The following is a 16,136-nucleotide window of genomic DNA, read 5'->3' on the forward strand; positions in this document are numbered from 1 at the left end:
GGGCGGGGTTACTGCCGGGGCTGCTCCGGAAATTTCAGCAGGTAGAGCAGGTGCTCCACGCCGCGCACGTAGTTGCGCTTGTGGTTTTTGGGCGAGTAGACGTAGCAGTCGATGGTCAGGACGCGGCCGGTGGCCGTATCGACGGTCGTGTAGCTGACGAACGGGCCGCCCATGAAGTCGCCGTGGACATCCCAGAAACCGCGCAGCTCGCACCACAGGCGTCCCTCCATGCGGAACATGCGGTAGTCGGGTTCGAACGCTTCGGAGGTGGTCATGTACGAACCGTCGGACGGACCCGGAATGCGGGCGGCGAATTCGTTGCGCGCCGCGAGCAGGGCGCCCGGCGAGAGCGACTCCTTGCCCCGGTAGGGGTAGGAATAGATGAAGAAGCCCTGACTGGCCGTGGGGTATTCGTAGCGCGCCCAGAGGAAATCCTTCTCGTCGGCGGCCAGCACATAGCCTTTCGGTACGGTCATGTCGACCCCGAACGTGCTCTTTATCGCCTTGGCGACGCGCTGTTCGGAGAAGGCTTCGGCGAATTTGACCGCCCGGTCGCGCTCGGCCTTTTCGAGCACCTGCACCAGACTTTCGCGGTGCTCGGAGAGGTAGTCGGTGAGCGCCTTGTCGTCGGGACCCTGCAGGGTCAGCACGATCTGCGGTTCGGCCGTCACGTCGTACTGGACGGCGATGTTGGTCGCGGCGAGCGAAGGGTCTTCGACGATCTTGAGGATGTTGCGGTGGTCGGCGACCATGCCCGTGAATCCCCGTTCGGTGACGCGGAGCACGTCGAACAGCGGCTCGGTCTGGTTGAGGTAGGGAACCGGAGCCGTGAGTATCGAGCGCAGCGTGTCGCCCAGCTCGCCCGTCCACTCCTGCTGGGGGCAGACGACGATCAGCTCGTAGGGGGAGCCTTGAGCGGTTTTGAGCCGCGATTTTGTCAGCGAATGGAATGCGTCGCAGGCCGTCATCGCTGCGAAAAGGGCCGCGGCTGCGGCAATGCGGAAAAACGTTTTCATAGCCGGTCGTAAGTTGATTCTACACACAAATATAGCTAATTTTTCGGAAAAGCGCGGATTTTCACTATTTTTGCAGGATGATAAATTCCCCGCCCGGACCGGCACGGACGAAACGGTTCGCCGCTGTCGCGGTCTGCGCGGGCTTGGTCCGGAATAGGAAACCATGCGTTTAAAACCACCGAAAATAATCCGCCGGCTGATGCCGGACCTGATCTGGGAGATCGACGACCCGGAGGGCGTGTTCCTCACGTTCGACGACGGACCGACTCCCGGCATTACCGAGTGGATTCTCGCCACACTGGACAAGTACGATGCCAAAGCGACGTTTTTCGTGTTGGGAAAAAACGTCGAGATGTATCCCGACCTGTTCAGGCGCATCGTCGATGCGGGACACAAGGTGGGCAACCACACCTATTCGCACCAGAAGGGGTGGGGCATGAGTCTCGAACGCTATACGGAGGATGTGGATTTTGCCAACGACCTGATTCATAGCGAACTGTTCCGGCCGCCCTATGCGCGGATCACGCCGGCGCAGGCGCGGTTTCTGGGGCAGCGTTACAAGCTGGTGATGTGGGACATCATTTCGCGCGACTACAACCGCAACCTCTCGCCCCGGACCTGCCTGAGGAACGTGACGAAGTATCTGGCGCCGGGGGCTATCGTGGTGTTTCATGACAGCGAGAAAGCCTTCCGCAACATGCGCTACGCCCTGCCCCGCACGCTGGAGAAAATCAGACAGATGGGGCTGAAATGCAAAGCCATCGAATTCTGACATGAAGATCGTCGTCGCCATAACCGCCGCCAGCGGCGGTATTTACGCCCGGCTGACACTCGAACGGCTGCTGCGCTCGTCCGAAGTGTCGCAGATCGCGCTCGTATGCAGCGCCCATGCCCGCGAAGTGCTGGCGCACGAGGATGTCGTGCTGCCGGAGGATGGGCGTATCCGGCTCTTCGGCAACGACGATCTGTTTGCGCCGCCGGCGAGCGGCTCGGCCCGCTACGACGCGATGGTCGTCGTGCCCTCGACGGTCGGCACCGTGGGGCGTGTGGCGGCCGGTGCGGCGCAGAGCCTGATCGAGCGGGCCGCCGACGTGATGCTCAAGGAGCGTCGGCGGCTGGTGTTCGTGGTGCGCGAGACGCCCCTGTCGCTGATCCACCTGCGCAACATGACGGCGCTGACCGAAGCCGGGGCCGTGATTCTGCCCGCATGCCCTTCGTTTTACGCCGGGGCGCAGGACGTCGAGACCCTCTGCGGTACGGTCGCCGACCGCGCCGTGGCGCTGCTCGGCGTCGATGCGGAGCACTATGAATGGGGCGAATAGGAATTTACGGATTTTTTTCGTAACTTTGCGACCTCGAAAAACATCTAAACAGAATACCTTTATGGCAACTACAGCTGACATCAAGATCGGTATGTGCATCGAACTGGATGGCAAGACCTTCCAGATCGTGGATTTCCAGCACGTGAAGCCGGGGAAAGGCCCTGCTTTCGTGCGCACCAAACTCAAGAACCTCGAATCGGGCCGCGTACTCGACAACACCTTCTCCGCAGGATCGAAGATCGAACCCGTACGCGTCGAACGCCGTCCCTATCAGTTCACCTACGAGGATGATCTGGGCGCCCACTTCATGCACACGGAGACCTTCGAGGAGATCAATATCGACAAGGACCTGATCACCAACTACGACCTGATGGCCGACGGCCAGATCGTCGAGGTGATGTTCCACACCGAGAAGGAGACCGTGCTTTCGGCCGAGCTTCCCCCGATCGTGGACATGGAGGTGACCTACACCGAGCCGGGCATCAAGGGCGATACCGCATCGACCAACTCGCTCAAACCCGCCACGGTCAATACCGGCGCAACGGTCCGCGTGCCGCTGTTCATCAACACGGGCGACAAGATCCGCGTAGACACCCGCACGCGCGAATATTACGAGCGTATCAAGTAAATCGCCGGGCGAATGCCGGTTCCGGGCCGAACGTCCGGATCGGAAATAAACGGGGGCTGCTTTTGAAAGCAGCCCCCGTTTATCGGTTTGTGCGGCGGTCAGTCGCCGACCTTATACATGACGTAGAAGAGTTCCGTCGAACTGCGCCACATGTTGTCGTAGAACGAGTCGCGTCCCGGTTCTCCGGCGGCGCTGGGCAGCAGGAAGCGGAAAAGCCGGTTGTTGCCTTCCGTGCCGAAGATCATGGTCGAGGAGACGTTGTTCTGCGTGATCTTCATCTGGTTGGTGGTCAGGTCGAGGGTCCACTGCGATTCGCCCGGCGGAAGCAGGTGACGCAGACGCGGGTTCATGTCCAGCGGGGCTTCGACGCTGTAAGGCGCGTAGACACCCCAGAAATTGCCGTACGCCCCGTCGTCGCCGGCCGAATGGACGAGCGTTCCGGTGAGTTCGTTGTCGGAGATCTCGCCGAGCGTGATCGTCACCCGGTCGTCGTATTCGGGAAGTCCGTAGGTGCCGAATTCGCCGCTGCTGAGCTGCGTCGTCCAAGCTCCGTCGCCGACGCCGCTGACCCGCTGGTTGCACGCCAGCTTGACATCGACGATGCGCCATGTGCCGAGGAAGAACGGATCGTAGGTTTCGAGGTAGATCCACCAGTCGAGCCTGTGTCCCGACCGGGAGGTCACGGTGATGCGCGCCCGGCGTTCGGGGTTGCTGAAATTGAGCACGTCGCCGTTCCCGACGCTGGCGCTGGCGCCCTCCGAGACGACGATTCCCTTGACGGGAACCCGGTCGTAGGCGAAGCCGGGAGTTTCGAGGATATAGACCGTTGCGGTGGCCCGGCTGCCGTCGCGGTCGATGATGGCGGTTCCCATCTGTCCTTCGACACGCAGTTCGAGCAGCGAACGTTCGTTGCCGGAAAGGTCCTCGTCGATGGTCTTCGTACACGATGACAGGGCCGTGACAAGCAGAAGGGCGGTCGGTATGAGGTATTTTTTCATCTTCGTAGTGTCTATTTAACGTTCGGATTCAAATCGAGTTCGCGCTGCGGGATCGGGTAGAAGGCCGCCTGCTCTTCGGAGAGTTTCGTGGCTTCGGGAACCGTAGCGGTGACCGACGCCGTGCGGCGCAGGTCGTAGAGGCGGTTGCCTTCGAACGCCAGTTCGAGGGCGCGCTCCTGAATGACGGCTTTGCGGAATTCGGCGAGACTCATGCCCTCCGGCAGCTCCGGGATTCCGGCGCGCCGGCGGATTTCGTTGACCAGCGCCAGTCCTTCGTCGGGACCGGCCGCTTCGGCGAAGACGAGCGCGATGTCCGAATAGCGGATCAGGAAGGGACGGGCGCTGGTGCGTTCGCCGATGAAGTCGGGATCGACGTATTTGGCCGAGAAGTAGCCGCGAACGGGAGAGGGGGTGACGAGTTTGCCGGTCTGGTCGTAGATGTCCTTGTGGATCAGCTCTGTGCGCCGCTTGTCGGTGGCGAGGAAGGTCTTCTCCACGAAGTTGTCCTCGATCAGGAAGACGCCCCAGCCGTTGCCGTTGCCCTTCTGGAGGCTGCCGTCGCTGTAGCGGATGTAAATCGGCGCGGAGCCGTTGTTGGGCAGGAACTGGAGCGGGATTTTCGAATACATGCCTTCGTGCGTGCCGCTGCGGTCGATGCCCATGATGAAGATGTGTTCCGGTCCGTCGGGTTTCGTAACGTCGTAGATGCTGCGCAGGTCGCTGTCGAAGTTGTACGTCTCCTTATAGTCGAAAACCACCTTGCGCGACCAGTAGGCGGCCTGCGTATACATTTCGTCGGCGTTGCGCGGCGCCGAGGCGTAGCCGGGAGCCTTGCAGGCGATGCTCGACGCGAGCGTCAGGTAGACTTTCGAGAGCAGGGCCTGCGCGCCGACCTTGTCGATGCGGCCGAAGACCTTGTTTACCGTGAGCATCTTTTCGGCCGCGAGCAGGTCCTCCAGAATCCGGTCGTAGATCTTGTCGATCGACTCGGCCATCTGGGGCGTCGTCTCTTCGAGCGACGAGATCGGCTCGGTGTAGAGCGGAACCCGGCCGTAGGCCCGGACGAGGTTGAAATAGTTCCATGCCCTCAGAAACAGGGCCTCGCCGACCACGCGGTTTTTCACCGTTTCGTTCAGATTGCCTCCCGAAACGCGTTCGATGACCGTGTTGGCGCGGTTGATGCCGATGTAGCAGTATTTGAAGTAGTACATCGTCAGCTCGGTTTCCGAATTGACGGTCCATTGCTGCAGCATGTGGATGTCGCCCGGCTCGTCCGATTTGGGATACATCGTTTCGGTCGGGATGTCGCCCAGATACCAGATTCCGCGGAGGTATTCGAGGTAGTTCAACGCATTGTAGGCGTACATCAGGCCCGATTCGGCATCCTCCTCCGTCTTGTAGAAGTTGTCGCTCGAATAGAAGCCGTAGGGGGTCTCGTCCAGCGAGCAGGCCGAAAGCATGCCGACCGCAGCGAGCGTGAATATGATCTTTTTCATGGCTTGTCAGAATTAGAAGTTAAGGTCGATACCGACGGTGTATTTGCGGAGTTTGGGATATCCGCCCCAGTAAATGCCGTCGAGTCCCACTTCGGGGTCGTATCCGTCGAATTTGGTGAAGGTGTGTACGTTGTCTATGTTGGCGTAGATGCGCATGCCCTTGAGGAACCTGCGGTTGAAGTGGAGGTTGTAGCCGAGGGTGATGTTCTGGATGCGCAGGAACGAGCCGTCCTGAAGGAAGTAATCCGACAGCCAGTATTGCCGGGCGTTGTTCAGCCGCGGGAAATCGTTGGTCGGATTGTCCGGAGTCCACCGCTTGGCCTTGACGCGCGGGCTGAACGTATAGTTGTTGTACAGCACGTCGTTGCCGTAGACGCCGTAGAGGAATACGGAGAGGTCGAGGTTCTTCCAGCGCAGCGAGAGGTTCAGGCTGGCCGTGAAGTCGGGATTGGGGTCACCGATGATGCACCGGTCCTCCGGCGTGATGGCGTAGTCGCCCGTCAGGTCTACGTATTTCAGCCCGTCAGGTCTACGTATTTCAGCCCGTCAGGTCTACGTATTTCAGCTCGCCGGGGCGGTCTTTCAGTCCGTCGGGGTCGATGAATCCGGGGTCCTGCCCCTCCTGAATGATGCCGTCGACGCGGTAACCGTAGAATACGTTCATCGGATGGCCTACCGCATAGATGCTGGCGTTCTGGTTGAACATGGAGACCGGTTCGCCGGTCACTTCGTAGTACATGCCCGTCAGGTAATCCTGCGAGAGACCACTCGAAATGGCGTCGCCCAAGCTTACGACCACCTTGTTGCGGTTCATCGAGTAGATGAAGGTGGCCGAGAAACTCCAGTCCCTCGTGTGGACGATGTCGCCTTCGAGGCTCACCTCGAAGCCCTTGTTCGTCACTTCCCCGTCGTTGACCCATATTTTGTCGTAGCTCGACGACAGGGACAGGTATTTTTCATGCAGCAGGTCGGTGGTCTTTTTGTAGTAGACGTCGGCGGTCAGCCGCAGGCGACGGTCGAAGGCTGCGAAATCGACGCCGAAATCGAGCTGCGAGGTCGATTCCCACTTCAGGTCCGGATTGGCGATGCCGCCCCATACCATGTACCGGTTGTTGGCGCCGGTGCGGCCCACCTCGTAGCCGGGACCGATCACGGTCGCCCACTCGCCGTTGTGCCAGAATTTCTCCATGCCGTAGCGGTCGAGGGTCTGGTAGCTGCTGATGCCCTGATTGCCGGAGGCTCCGTAGCTCAGGCGCAGCTTCAGTTCGCTCAGCCAGCGCGATTGCTTGAGCCACGGCTCGTTGTGCATCTTCCAGCTGACGGCCCCCGAAGGGAAGTAGCCCCACTTGTTGTTTTTGCCGAACTTCGTCGAGCCGTCGGCGCGCATGGTAGCCGTCAGCAGGTATTTGTCCTTGAGCGAGTAGTTGATGCGCCCGTAGAAGGAGAGCAGCTTGCTCAGGTAGTACCCGTCGTTGTATATCTGGCGCAGGTTGGGATTGCCGGCGTTCATGTTTTCGTTCTGGAGGACGTCGTTGACGAATCCGCGGGCGGTCGTGTAGAGTCCGCGGCCCGTGTCCCAGTTGTAGGAGTGGCCGGCCATGACGGTCAGGGCGTGGTTCTCGTTGAACGTGCGGCTGAATGTCAGGTAGGTCTCCGACATGAGGTTCTGGTTGAACGAATTGTTGATCTGGGCGATGCCGCCGTTGTCGTTGGCGTCCTGCGAAGTGTTGCTGGCGCGGTACACGTCGCCGACCGAGGTCTGGTAGCGGTAGTCCAGCTGCGAGTGGATCGTCAGCCCCTTGACCAGCTCCCAGTCTACGGCCAGCGAGGTGACGAAGTCGCGGCCGGTGGTTTTGTTCAGCACGTTATCCAGAATGACCAGCGGATGGCCGAAGTCCTGCGCCCCGGCAAGATAGTAGTTGCCCTCCTTGTCGTAGACGGGCCAAAGGGGGTTGCGGCCGTATTCGAGTCCGTTGCTGATGTTGCGGTTGGTGATCGAGAAGACGTTGTAGGAGGTCAGTTTCAGGTTCTTGTAGAGGTTGTAGGTGACGCCGAGGTTGGCGTTGATGCGCTCGTAGGAGTCTTTCTTGTACAATCCCTGATTGTTGTGGTAGTTGACGTTGAGGTTGATCGAGGCGCGGTCGTTGGCGCTGCTGATGGCTGCCGTCGTGCTGTTCAGGACGGGGGTTCTCAGGCAGAGGTCGCGCCAGTCGGTATTGGCCCATTCGCCGTTCTGTATCTCAAGCAGCGAGGGATAATAGATGCCGCCGATGGTCTGGCCGATGTAGATGGGGTTGAGTCCGGCGTTTACCTGCTCCTCGTTGGTGACCTGAGCCATGAGCATCGGGTCGTACCAGATGTCGAGCGGGTCGGAGAGCTGGCTGATGACCGTCTGGTGCTTGACCGAAATGTTGGTCTGCCCCTTTGCGGCCGACTTGGTCGTGACGAGGATCACGCCGTTGGCGCCCCGTGATCCGTAGATTGCCGATGCCGAGGCGTCCTTGAGAATCTCGATCGATTGGATGTCCGAGACGTTGATCTGCGAGAGGTTGCCCGCATCGCCCATCGGGAAGCCGTTGACTACGACGAGCGGCGTGTTGGAGCCTTCGAGCGAGCTGTTGCCGCGGATGCGGACGATCGCTCCCGCACCCGGATCCTGCGAAGTGTTCAGCACCTGAAGACCTGCGGCACGGCCCTGAAGCAGTCCGTCGACCGAAGTGGAGGAGAGGTTGTCGAGCGCCCCCATTTTGACGGACGCCACCGAACCGGTGAGGTCGCTTTTCTTTACGGCGCCGTAGCCGACCACGACCACCTCGTCCACGAGTTTCGAATCGTCTTCGAGCGTGATCGGGTAGAAGGTCGCCGTGGTGACCTCCTTTTCCGCCGTTTTGTAGCCGAGCATCGTGATTTGCAGGGTCGCACCCTTTGCGGCGCCGAGTTCGAACGTTCCGTCGGCTTTGGCGGAGGTGCCGTTGGTCGTCCCTTTGACGATGACGCTGGCCCCCGCGACGGGCTGACCGGCCGGATCGGTGATTTTACCCCGGATGTTCTGGGGCTGGGCCCAGACCGTTCCGGCGGCCAAGAGAAGAACGGCTCCCAGCAGGAACCGGCCCAAGTTGGTTCGTAAGTTTGGTTTCATAGGGTTGTTATTTTGTTGGTTGTCAGTAGCTCATGTATTCCGAGGGCAGCGGGTCTGGCTGCATCTCCCCGGCCAGATAGTCGTCCAGACAGATGAAGGTGCCAGCGGTCCAGCCCAGCATCGCGGGCATCTCGTATTCGTTGCTGACATCGGTCGTTCCCGTTTCCGCGTTGTACTTTTCCCAGAGGTTGCCCGTCGTCTTGAACGATTCGGTGACCGCTTTCATCCATTTGACGGCAATGCGTTCGGCCTCTTTGCCGTATCCGTAGCGGGCCAGTCCCATCACCGCATAGAAGCAGACCGGGGGCCACGTGTTGGGATAGGACCACTGGTAGGGGTAGTCGTAGGGCTTGTCCTCGCAGGCGGCGATGCCGTAGGGGAATGAGCGCCTGTACGATGTCGCCGGCGTATTCACGGGGTACGGCGCCGGAGTAGAGGAGCGCGAAGACCGCTCCCGAAAGCACGTCGGAGCGCCGGCCGTTGACGTAGTCGTAGTCGTAGAACTGTTTCGCTTCGGGGTCGTAGCAGTATTGGAGTATCCGTGCCCGGCGAAGCTCCGCTTTGGCGATCCATTCCCGGATCTCGTCCGTACGACCCAGCTCCTGCGCGAAGCGGGCGAAGTTCACCTCGTACATGAAGAGGTTGGCATTGAGGTCCAGCGGGCAGAAATCCGTACACCGGCGGTCGTAGCGCGGGTTGAAGTCCCAGCCCGATTCGGCTTCGGCGACGAAGTCGAGCCCCAGCTTGTGGAGCCGTTCGGGGGTGTAGCCCTTGTCGAAGAGGTCCGTTCCGAGGCGTTTGCCGCCGGTGACCAGAAATTCGTCGACCAGAGCGTCCGATGCGGAGCTTCCGTAGCGGTTCAGTCCGGTGGGCGTCAGGCGCTCCCGCATCCAGAATCCGTACTCCTCCTTCAGAGTCTGGTATGCGTCGGCGAGCCACTGCTTGTCGCCGGTCAGCCGGTAGATGCGGTCGACCATCATGGAGAGGTAGGGCGTCTGCGACCGCGCTTCGTAATAGGTGCGGCTGCCGTTGTAGACCTTGCCGAAGCGGCGGACCATGTAGAGCAGGTTGTCGGTATTGCCTTTGGCCAGTTCGGGATGGCCGTCCCGGACGAGTCCCTCGTTGGTGAAGAAGGTGTCCCAATAGTACATTTCGCGGAACATCGCCCCGGCCGTGGGAACCGTGTAGGGGTAAGGCAGGCCGATGAGCGTGGCGGTGTCGGCGGTGCAGTGCTGGACGGTCGTGTGCCAGTTGTCGCGGATGAACTCCCGCACGGCCGGCACGTCGGGGTTCTGCGGGCGGCAGCCGACGAAAGCGAGACCTGCGGCGGCTGACATGACGATAAGTATTTTTTTCATGGGTATCTGTTTTTCGGGGTTAATAGGTGTCGGCCAGCGACATTGATTTCAGGCGCCGTGCAAGCTCCTTGGCGTTCAGTTCCGACGCCACGCGGACGGTGCGCGTTTCGCCCGGCATGAGGTCGAAGAAGTTGTCGGAGAAGTGCGCCGTTTCGCCTTCGACCGACAGATAGACGCCCCGCGCGAAGTTGTCCGACCGGACGGTGACGTCGTACTCCCCGCCGGCCCGGTCGACCTTGCAGTGCAGGGTCGCTTTCGGGTAATTCATCGTTTTCTGCTGTACGAGGAAGTAGTTGTTGCGGTATGTCTTCCCCGCAGCGGTGAATGTCGCCTGAATGACGACCTCTTCCGGAGCGGCTCCGTTCAGCAGCGTCCGGGTGTCGATGGCGGCGACTTTCGTGCTGGCGTTGGCCGGGACGTCGATCTGCTGTTCGAACTCCCCGGTCCGGCCGCCCGTCAGACGCACCGCCCGGACGCACAAGGTGCCTTTCTCCGGAGTGAGCAGGTCGGAAACGGCGTAGATGTCGAGCCGTCCGCCGTCGAGGATCGGGGAGATCAGTATGTCCGCGAATGCGTAGCGGGCGAAGTAGTGCTGCGCCTTCCAGACGCCGTACCAGTCGCGGCTCGACCACGAAGCTACCGGCCAGCAGTCGTTGTGCTGCCAGTAGAGCGATCCCCAGCAGTAGCCCTTGTCGCGGCGGTGCGCCTCGATCGCCGTTTTGATGGCGTCGCCCTGCAAGATCTGGGAGGCGTAGAGGAACGACTCGAAATCGTGCGGTTCGTGGTATTCGTTCAGCAGGTAGCTTTTGATCAGGTTGTTGGCGTGTTCGCCGCCCCGCTGGTGGGACATCATGACTTCCGACGTGATGTCTTGGTCGCCGGGCAGCGGCGCGTAGCGCTTCACCGTTTCGAAACACGGGAACGACTGGAACCCGTATTCGCTGAAGAAACGGCTGCGCTGGCGGTTGTACTCGGTGATGGGCTTTTTGGCGTGCCATACCTCCCAGTAGTGCCGGTCGCCCTCGTGGTCGTTGCTCATCGCGCCGTAGTCCGAGAAGGGCGAGGTGGGCTGGTAACCCATGTCGGGGGCGTATTCGGCCACCACTTGGGCCAGCATGCGGTAATACTGCTCCTCGTACTGTTTCCAGATGATGTCGGAGTATTTCGGGTCTACTTTGTCGACGTCGTATTTCCAGCCGCTGAGCCACGAATCCTGATTCTCGTTGTTGCCGCACCAGTAGACCACGCAGGCGTGGTTGCGCAGGCGTTTGACGTTGTCAACGGCCTCCAGACGCATGTTCTCCAGCAGCGCCCCTTCGGCCGGGTAGACCGCGCAGGCGTACATGAAATCCTGCCAGATCAGGATGCCCTCGCGGTCGCAAAGCTCATAGAAGAAGTCGTCTTCGTAGATGCCGCCGCCCCAGACGCGGAGCATGTTCATGTTGACGTCGACCGCGTCCCGGATCGTGCGTTCGTAGGTCTCGCGGGTGACGCGGGGCAGGAAGCAGTCGCAGGGGATGTAGTTGGCGCCCTTGCAGAAAACGGGTTCGCCGTTGAGCAGGAACCGCAGGCTGCGTCCGTAGGCGTCGGGCTTCTTCTCGACGGTGACGGAGCGGAGCCCGACCTGTGCGCTGTGGCCGGCCAGCACACGGCCGCCAAGCTCCACGGAGGTACGGAAAGTATAGAGGTGCGGTTCGCCCATGCCGCGGCACCACCATAGTTCCGGATGCTCGATCGTGAACGGGACGCTGACCCGGTTCATGCCCGCGTGGAGCTGCACGCTGCGCGAACCGAGCACCCGTTTGCCGTCGGAGACGGTGACGACGGCGTTTTCGACGGGCGCTGCCGCTTCGATCTCCACCTGCGTCTCGACACGGGCGGCTTCGGACGAGACCTCCGTCTGGCGGTGGAATACGTCTTCCAGACGCAGCTCGTTCCAGCCCTGAAGTTTTACCGGACGCCAGATGCCCGACGTAACCAGCCGCGGACCCCAGTCCCAGCCGTAATGATAGCCCGCCTTGCGGGTGAAAGGGCTGAGTTTTTTCCGTCGAGTCCCCCGTTGTCCGCCTGATCGTTCCAAGCCTCGTAACGGTAGGGCAGGGATTCGTACTGCGGCAGGGCCTTTTTGATCGGGGAGTGGAAATAGACGCGCAGCACGTTGCCGCGCTCCTTGAGCAGGGGTTTGACTTCGGCGGCCCAGCGGCGGAACATGTTGTCCGCCGTCAGGATCTGCGTTTCGTTCAGGAAGACGTCGGCATAGGTGTCCAGACCGAGGAACTCCAGCCGGACGTGTTCATAGCCGCGCGTCAGCGCTCCGGCGTCGAAGGAGACTTCGTAGATCCAGTCTTCCTTGTCGATCCACTGCAGGGAGCGTTCGTTGAGCCGGTAGTAGGGATCTTCGATCAGCCCGTTGTCCATCAGGTCGGTGTGGACTACGCCGGGTACCGTCGCCGGATGCCATTCGTTTCGGTTCGCCTGTCTGAACTTCCAGCCGGAGTGAAGCGGCATCGTGTCGTTGGCGGCCGATCCGATCGTCGCCGATCCCGCTAAAAATAATGTCATAATTGCCTTCAGGGTTTGTTTGTACATGACTAGTTCTCTTTGGTGAGGGTGAGGGGCATCGTGTTCAGGTTCAGGTTGATGGTGTAGGTTCCCGACGCATACCCGAAGCGCGACGGATAGAACTGCGGGGCGCCCTTGGCGTCGCTTGTGGCCTGATCGTCAATGCGGATCACCGTGCCGAACGGCGCGTCGGGGGTCTGTCCGTACCAAGGCCACCAGCCGTCGGACGAAGCGAAGATCTTGAATCCCTTGTAATCGCCGTCGAAATTCATGGCGACACCCGTGGCTTCCCATTCGTTGTCGCCCTTCTTGGGCCGGTAGGTGCGGCTTTCCCAGCCGCCCGGAGTGGCTTCGCCGGTCATCGAATAGGCGGTCGAGTAGTCGATGCTTTTCGCGGTGAGCGTCATCTTCATCGTGTTGAGGTTTACCTCGATGTCGTAAACGCCGTTCTCGTAGCCGAACGATCCCGGCTGGAACTGCGCTTCACCGCTTTTATATACGGCGATCTTTCCGAACGTCTCCGCCGAAAGGTCCTGTGCGGCGAAACGGGGATCGTCCGTGTCGTTGACGTTGCGCGAGAAGTAGAATTTGAAGCCGTTGTTCAGGCTCATGGGCTGCACGCGCAGCTCGACGCCGGAGGCCTGATACAGGTGGGAGCCTTCGCGGCTTTCGGGCAGTTCGAGGCCCGCGTTCAGATCCCACTGCCACGGGGTGGCCGCACCCACCATGATCAGCGAGGGCGGGAAGTTCGGATAGGTCGTCTTCGGCGTTATTGCGCAGTTTTTGATCTCCGACAGCTGGGCGTCGAACTCCTCGTCCGCGTTTTTCGCATATACGGCGAACCGCACCGCCGCTTCGGTGCCGGCTTCCAGATCGAAAGTGTTGAGAAGCAGCTGATTCAGCTCGCCGTGAGTGAAGTCGTGTGTCAGGGCCGCGCCCTTGTCGATGACGACCGGACCGGAGAACATGTCGCGGTCGGTCAGGTTGACGTAGAGCGTGTAGGCGACCTCGGTCTGCTCGTCGTCGGTCGCGGCGGTCCATTCGGCGTGCAGGGCCGGTTGGTCGGAGTGCTCCGGGTCGACCAGCACGGCATCGGCCGAGAGGGTCAGCGTGGGGGCTGTCAGGGTTGCGGGTTCCGGAACCGGTTTTTCGGCCGTGTCGTCGGAACTGCAGGCGGCGGCCAGAAGAAGGGTGGCGGCCAGACCCGCGGTCAGATAGTAGAGTTTTCTTCGCATATAGGTTGGTTTTTGATTGGATTGATCGGGTGTATATGCCGAAAACAAAATTATCGTTTTGTCCGAGCCTGCAATAGAAAGGTTCGAAAAGCAAAAAAGTTTGATCGGATCGTATCAATCCGACGCTTTTTTTGCGCATGAAAAGGCCCTGAAAAGTGGGTTATACGAATTTTAAATATTATTAAAAACGATGAAACGGAATATGTATGGGTTGATTCGCTGGTATTATGTGATCTTTTTGTTGTATTATTCGATTGAAGTGTGTCATGGCTCTTGGAAAATACTTTTCGACGATGTAATTTTACCTAAAACCACACGGATTAACATGCAATGTATTGTTAATCATGTATATAACCTGATAATAACCGGCCTATGAAAAAACTCTTCCTTTTTCTCTGTCTTCTGTTCCTGCTGCCGACCGCCGCTTTGTGCAGGGATAAAACCTATACGATTCAATCACCCGATTGTTCGTTGACCGTCACGATCGGATGCGGTGATCGAATCGTATATTCCGTCCGATCGGATACGAATCAGATTCTGAAGCCTTCGCCCTTGGCTCTCAGGCTCGTTTCCGGCGAATGCTGGGGCCGGCGGAGCCGGGTGGCCGGAGTGCGGCGCTACCGGATCGACGAGGTGTACGACGCACCTGTTTATAAAAAGCGGAAGGTGGAGGATCGCTGCAACGGGATCGTGATCGATTTCCGGGAGGGATTTTCGCTGGAGTTCCGGGCCTATGACGACGCGGTGGCTTACCGCTTCGTCGCGCGTCAGCCCGGCGAGGTGCTCGTTGCGGGCGAAGAGGCCCGGTTCCGGTTCGCTCCGGGAGCCGTCGCATTCGTGCCCTATGTGCGCGACACCCCTTGCAGGCACGACGGACTGGCTTTCGGCGAGCAGTTCATGCAGTCGTTCGAGAACACCTATACCCGTACGCCGCTTTGCGAAATGGACTCCGCCCGCTTGGCGTTCCTGCCGCTGCTCGTGCAGACGGCCGGGGGTGTGAACGTCTGCATCACGGACGCCGACCTCGAATCCTATCCGGGCATGTTCCTGCACCGAAGCGGCGCGGACGAACTCGAAGGCGTTTTCGCGCCCTCTCCGCGGAAGGTCGTGCCGGGCGGTTACGACCGCATGCAGGGCGTGGTCGAGGAGTACGAGCCGTTCATAGCCTCCCTTGCGCCGGGAGACCGGCTGCCGTGGCGGGCGCTCAGTATCGTGCGGCAGGATGCCCGGCTCGCGGACAACGATCTGGTCTGGAAGCTCGCTTCGCCCTGCCGGCTCGACGATATTTCGTGGATCGAACCCGGCAAGGCCGCGTGGGAGTGGTGGAACGACTGGGGGCTTTCCGGCGTGGACTTCACGGCGGGGATCAACCAGCCCACCTATGAATATTACATCGATTTCGCATCCCGCAACGGTCTGCGCTACCTCGTTCTGGACGACGGCTGGAGCCGCGATCACCATTCGCCGCTGGAGACGGCCCCCGGACTCGATCTGCCGGCGCTGGTGAAGTACGGCGAAGAGCGGGGCGTGGGACTGATCCTCTGGCTCGGCTACCTCCCGTTCGCCGAACAGATGGAGGAGCTTTGCGAGCACTATTCCGAAATGGGCATCAAGGGATTCAAGGTCGATTTCATGGACAGGGACGACCAGCAGATGGTCCGGTTCGTCTACGATGCCGCCCGTACGGCCGCACGGTACAGGCTGCTGCTCGACCTGCACGGCATATTCAAGCCTGCGGGAATCCAGCGGACCTATCCCAACGTCATCAATTTCGAAGGCGTGCACGGGCTGGAGCAGGTCAAATGGTCGCCCGTCGAGGTCGATCAGGTTACCTATGACGTGACGGTGCCCTTCATCCGGATGATGGCCGGACCGATGGATTATACGCAGGGAGCCATGCGCAATGCCTCGAAAGCGAATTTCCGGCCGGTGAATTCCGAGCCGATGAGTCAGGGAACCCGCTGCCGGCAGCTGGCCGAGTATGTCGTGTTCGATGCTCCGCTCGCGATGCTGTGCGACTCCCCGTCGGCCTACGGACGGGAACCCGAATGCCTGCGCTTCATCTCCGGCGTGCCTACCGTCTGGGATGAGACCGAAGTGCTCGCCGGCGAGGTCGGCGACCATATCGTGACGGCGCGCCGTCACGGCGACGTGTGGTATGTAGGGGGACTTGCCGGCTGGGACGGCCGTACGGTGCGGGTCGATCTCTCGCTGCTGCCCGAAGGGACGTATGCGGTGGAGCTGTTCCGCGACGGCGAGAACGCGGCGCGCATCGCCCAAGACTATGTCCGGGAGGAGTTCCTGCTGGCTCCCGGTAAATCGTTCGATGTGAAAATGTTCCCCGGAGGCGGTTTCGCCGCCCGGATAACCAAGCGATAGCGT

The 16,136-nt window shown here is 60.5% G+C and carries 8 protein-coding genes and 3 pseudogenes; 4 read left to right on the plus strand and 7 right to left on the minus strand.

Translation table 11 applies throughout. The annotated features are described in order from the left end of the window. Window positions 1-8: 8 nt before the first annotated feature. Window positions 9-1,016: a DUF4837 family protein gene (locus ALFI_RS08145; RefSeq protein ID WP_009597647.1), complete on the minus strand. Its 1,008-nt coding sequence runs from the start codon at window positions 1,014-1,016 to the stop codon at window positions 9-11. A gap of 199 nt (window positions 1,017-1,215) precedes the next feature. Here ALFI_RS08145 and ALFI_RS08150 point away from each other — a divergent pair, with 199 nt between their 5' ends. The 3 genes from ALFI_RS08150 (at window position 1,216) to efp (ending at window position 2,966) form a co-directional block, all read left to right on the plus strand. Further along, the gene (locus ALFI_RS08150) at window positions 1,216-1,788 is read left to right on the plus strand and encodes a polysaccharide deacetylase family protein (protein WP_022043790.1); all 573 of its coding nucleotides are present in this window, start codon (window positions 1,216-1,218) and stop codon (window positions 1,786-1,788) included. 1 nt (window position 1,789) lies between these two features. After that, entirely contained in the window at window positions 1,790-2,338 is a 549-nt protein-coding gene (locus ALFI_RS08155) for a UbiX family flavin prenyltransferase (protein WP_014775469.1), read from the plus strand. A 61-nt stretch (window positions 2,339-2,399) separates the two neighbouring features. After that, the gene (efp, locus tag ALFI_RS08160; RefSeq protein WP_009597599.1) at window positions 2,400-2,966 is read left to right on the plus strand and encodes an elongation factor P; all 567 of its coding nucleotides are present in this window, start codon (window positions 2,400-2,402) and stop codon (window positions 2,964-2,966) included. Between the two features lie 98 nt (window positions 2,967-3,064). Here efp and ALFI_RS08165 read toward each other — a convergent pair whose 3' ends face one another. From ALFI_RS08165 to ALFI_RS08190, 6 genes and pseudogenes are all read right to left on the minus strand, one after another. Next, window positions 3,065-3,964, minus strand: coding sequence for a hypothetical protein (locus ALFI_RS08165; RefSeq protein ID WP_009597680.1), 900 nt, complete (start codon window positions 3,962-3,964; stop codon window positions 3,065-3,067). Between the two features lie 11 nt (window positions 3,965-3,975). Then, window positions 3,976-5,460, minus strand: a complete 1,485-nt coding sequence (locus ALFI_RS08170; RefSeq protein WP_014775470.1) for a RagB/SusD family nutrient uptake outer membrane protein — start codon at window positions 5,458-5,460, stop codon at window positions 3,976-3,978. 12 nt (window positions 5,461-5,472) lie between these two features. Continuing rightward, window positions 5,473-8,599 (minus strand): annotated as a pseudogene (locus ALFI_RS08175) (SusC/RagA family TonB-linked outer membrane protein). A gap of 22 nt (window positions 8,600-8,621) precedes the next feature. Next, a pseudogene (locus ALFI_RS08180) lies at window positions 8,622-9,957 on the minus strand (trehalase family glycosidase). 19 nt (window positions 9,958-9,976) lie between these two features. Then, a pseudogene (locus tag ALFI_RS08185) lies at window positions 9,977-12,546 on the minus strand (beta-mannosidase). 2 nt (window positions 12,547-12,548) lie between these two features. Further along, on the minus strand, window positions 12,549-13,754 hold the full coding sequence (locus ALFI_RS08190; RefSeq protein ID WP_014775472.1) for a SusE domain-containing protein: 1,206 nt from the start codon (window positions 13,752-13,754) through the stop codon (window positions 12,549-12,551). Between the two features lie 372 nt (window positions 13,755-14,126). Here ALFI_RS08190 and ALFI_RS08200 point away from each other — a divergent pair, with 372 nt between their 5' ends. Further along, window positions 14,127-16,133, plus strand: a complete 2,007-nt coding sequence (locus ALFI_RS08200; RefSeq protein WP_014775474.1) for a glycoside hydrolase family 97 protein — start codon at window positions 14,127-14,129, stop codon at window positions 16,131-16,133. Window positions 16,134-16,136 lie beyond the last annotated feature (3 nt).

Origin of the sequence: Alistipes finegoldii DSM 17242 (assembly GCF_000265365.1) — a bacterium.
GTDB lineage: Bacteria > Bacteroidota > Bacteroidia > Bacteroidales > Rikenellaceae > Alistipes > Alistipes finegoldii.

Excerpts from the sequence above, each read along its gene's own strand:
- ALFI_RS08145 (WP_009597647.1), bottom strand. The coding sequence starts at position 1,016 with ATGAAAACGTTTTTCCGCATTGCCGCAGCCGCGGCCCTTTTCGCAGCG.
- ALFI_RS08150 (WP_022043790.1), top strand. The coding sequence starts at position 1,216 with ATGCCGGACCTGATCTGGGAGATCGACGACCCGGAGGGCGTGTTCCTC.
- ALFI_RS08155 (WP_014775469.1), top strand. The coding sequence starts at position 1,790 with ATGAAGATCGTCGTCGCCATAACCGCCGCCAGCGGCGGTATTTACGCC.
- efp (WP_009597599.1), top strand. The coding sequence starts at position 2,400 with ATGGCAACTACAGCTGACATCAAGATCGGTATGTGCATCGAACTGGAT.
- ALFI_RS08165 (WP_009597680.1), bottom strand. The coding sequence starts at position 3,964 with ATGAAAAAATACCTCATACCGACCGCCCTTCTGCTTGTCACGGCCCTG.
- ALFI_RS08170 (WP_014775470.1), bottom strand. The coding sequence starts at position 5,460 with ATGAAAAAGATCATATTCACGCTCGCTGCGGTCGGCATGCTTTCGGCC.
- ALFI_RS08190 (WP_014775472.1), bottom strand. The coding sequence starts at position 13,754 with ATGCGAAGAAAACTCTACTATCTGACCGCGGGTCTGGCCGCCACCCTT.
- ALFI_RS08200 (WP_014775474.1), top strand. The coding sequence starts at position 14,127 with ATGAAAAAACTCTTCCTTTTTCTCTGTCTTCTGTTCCTGCTGCCGACC.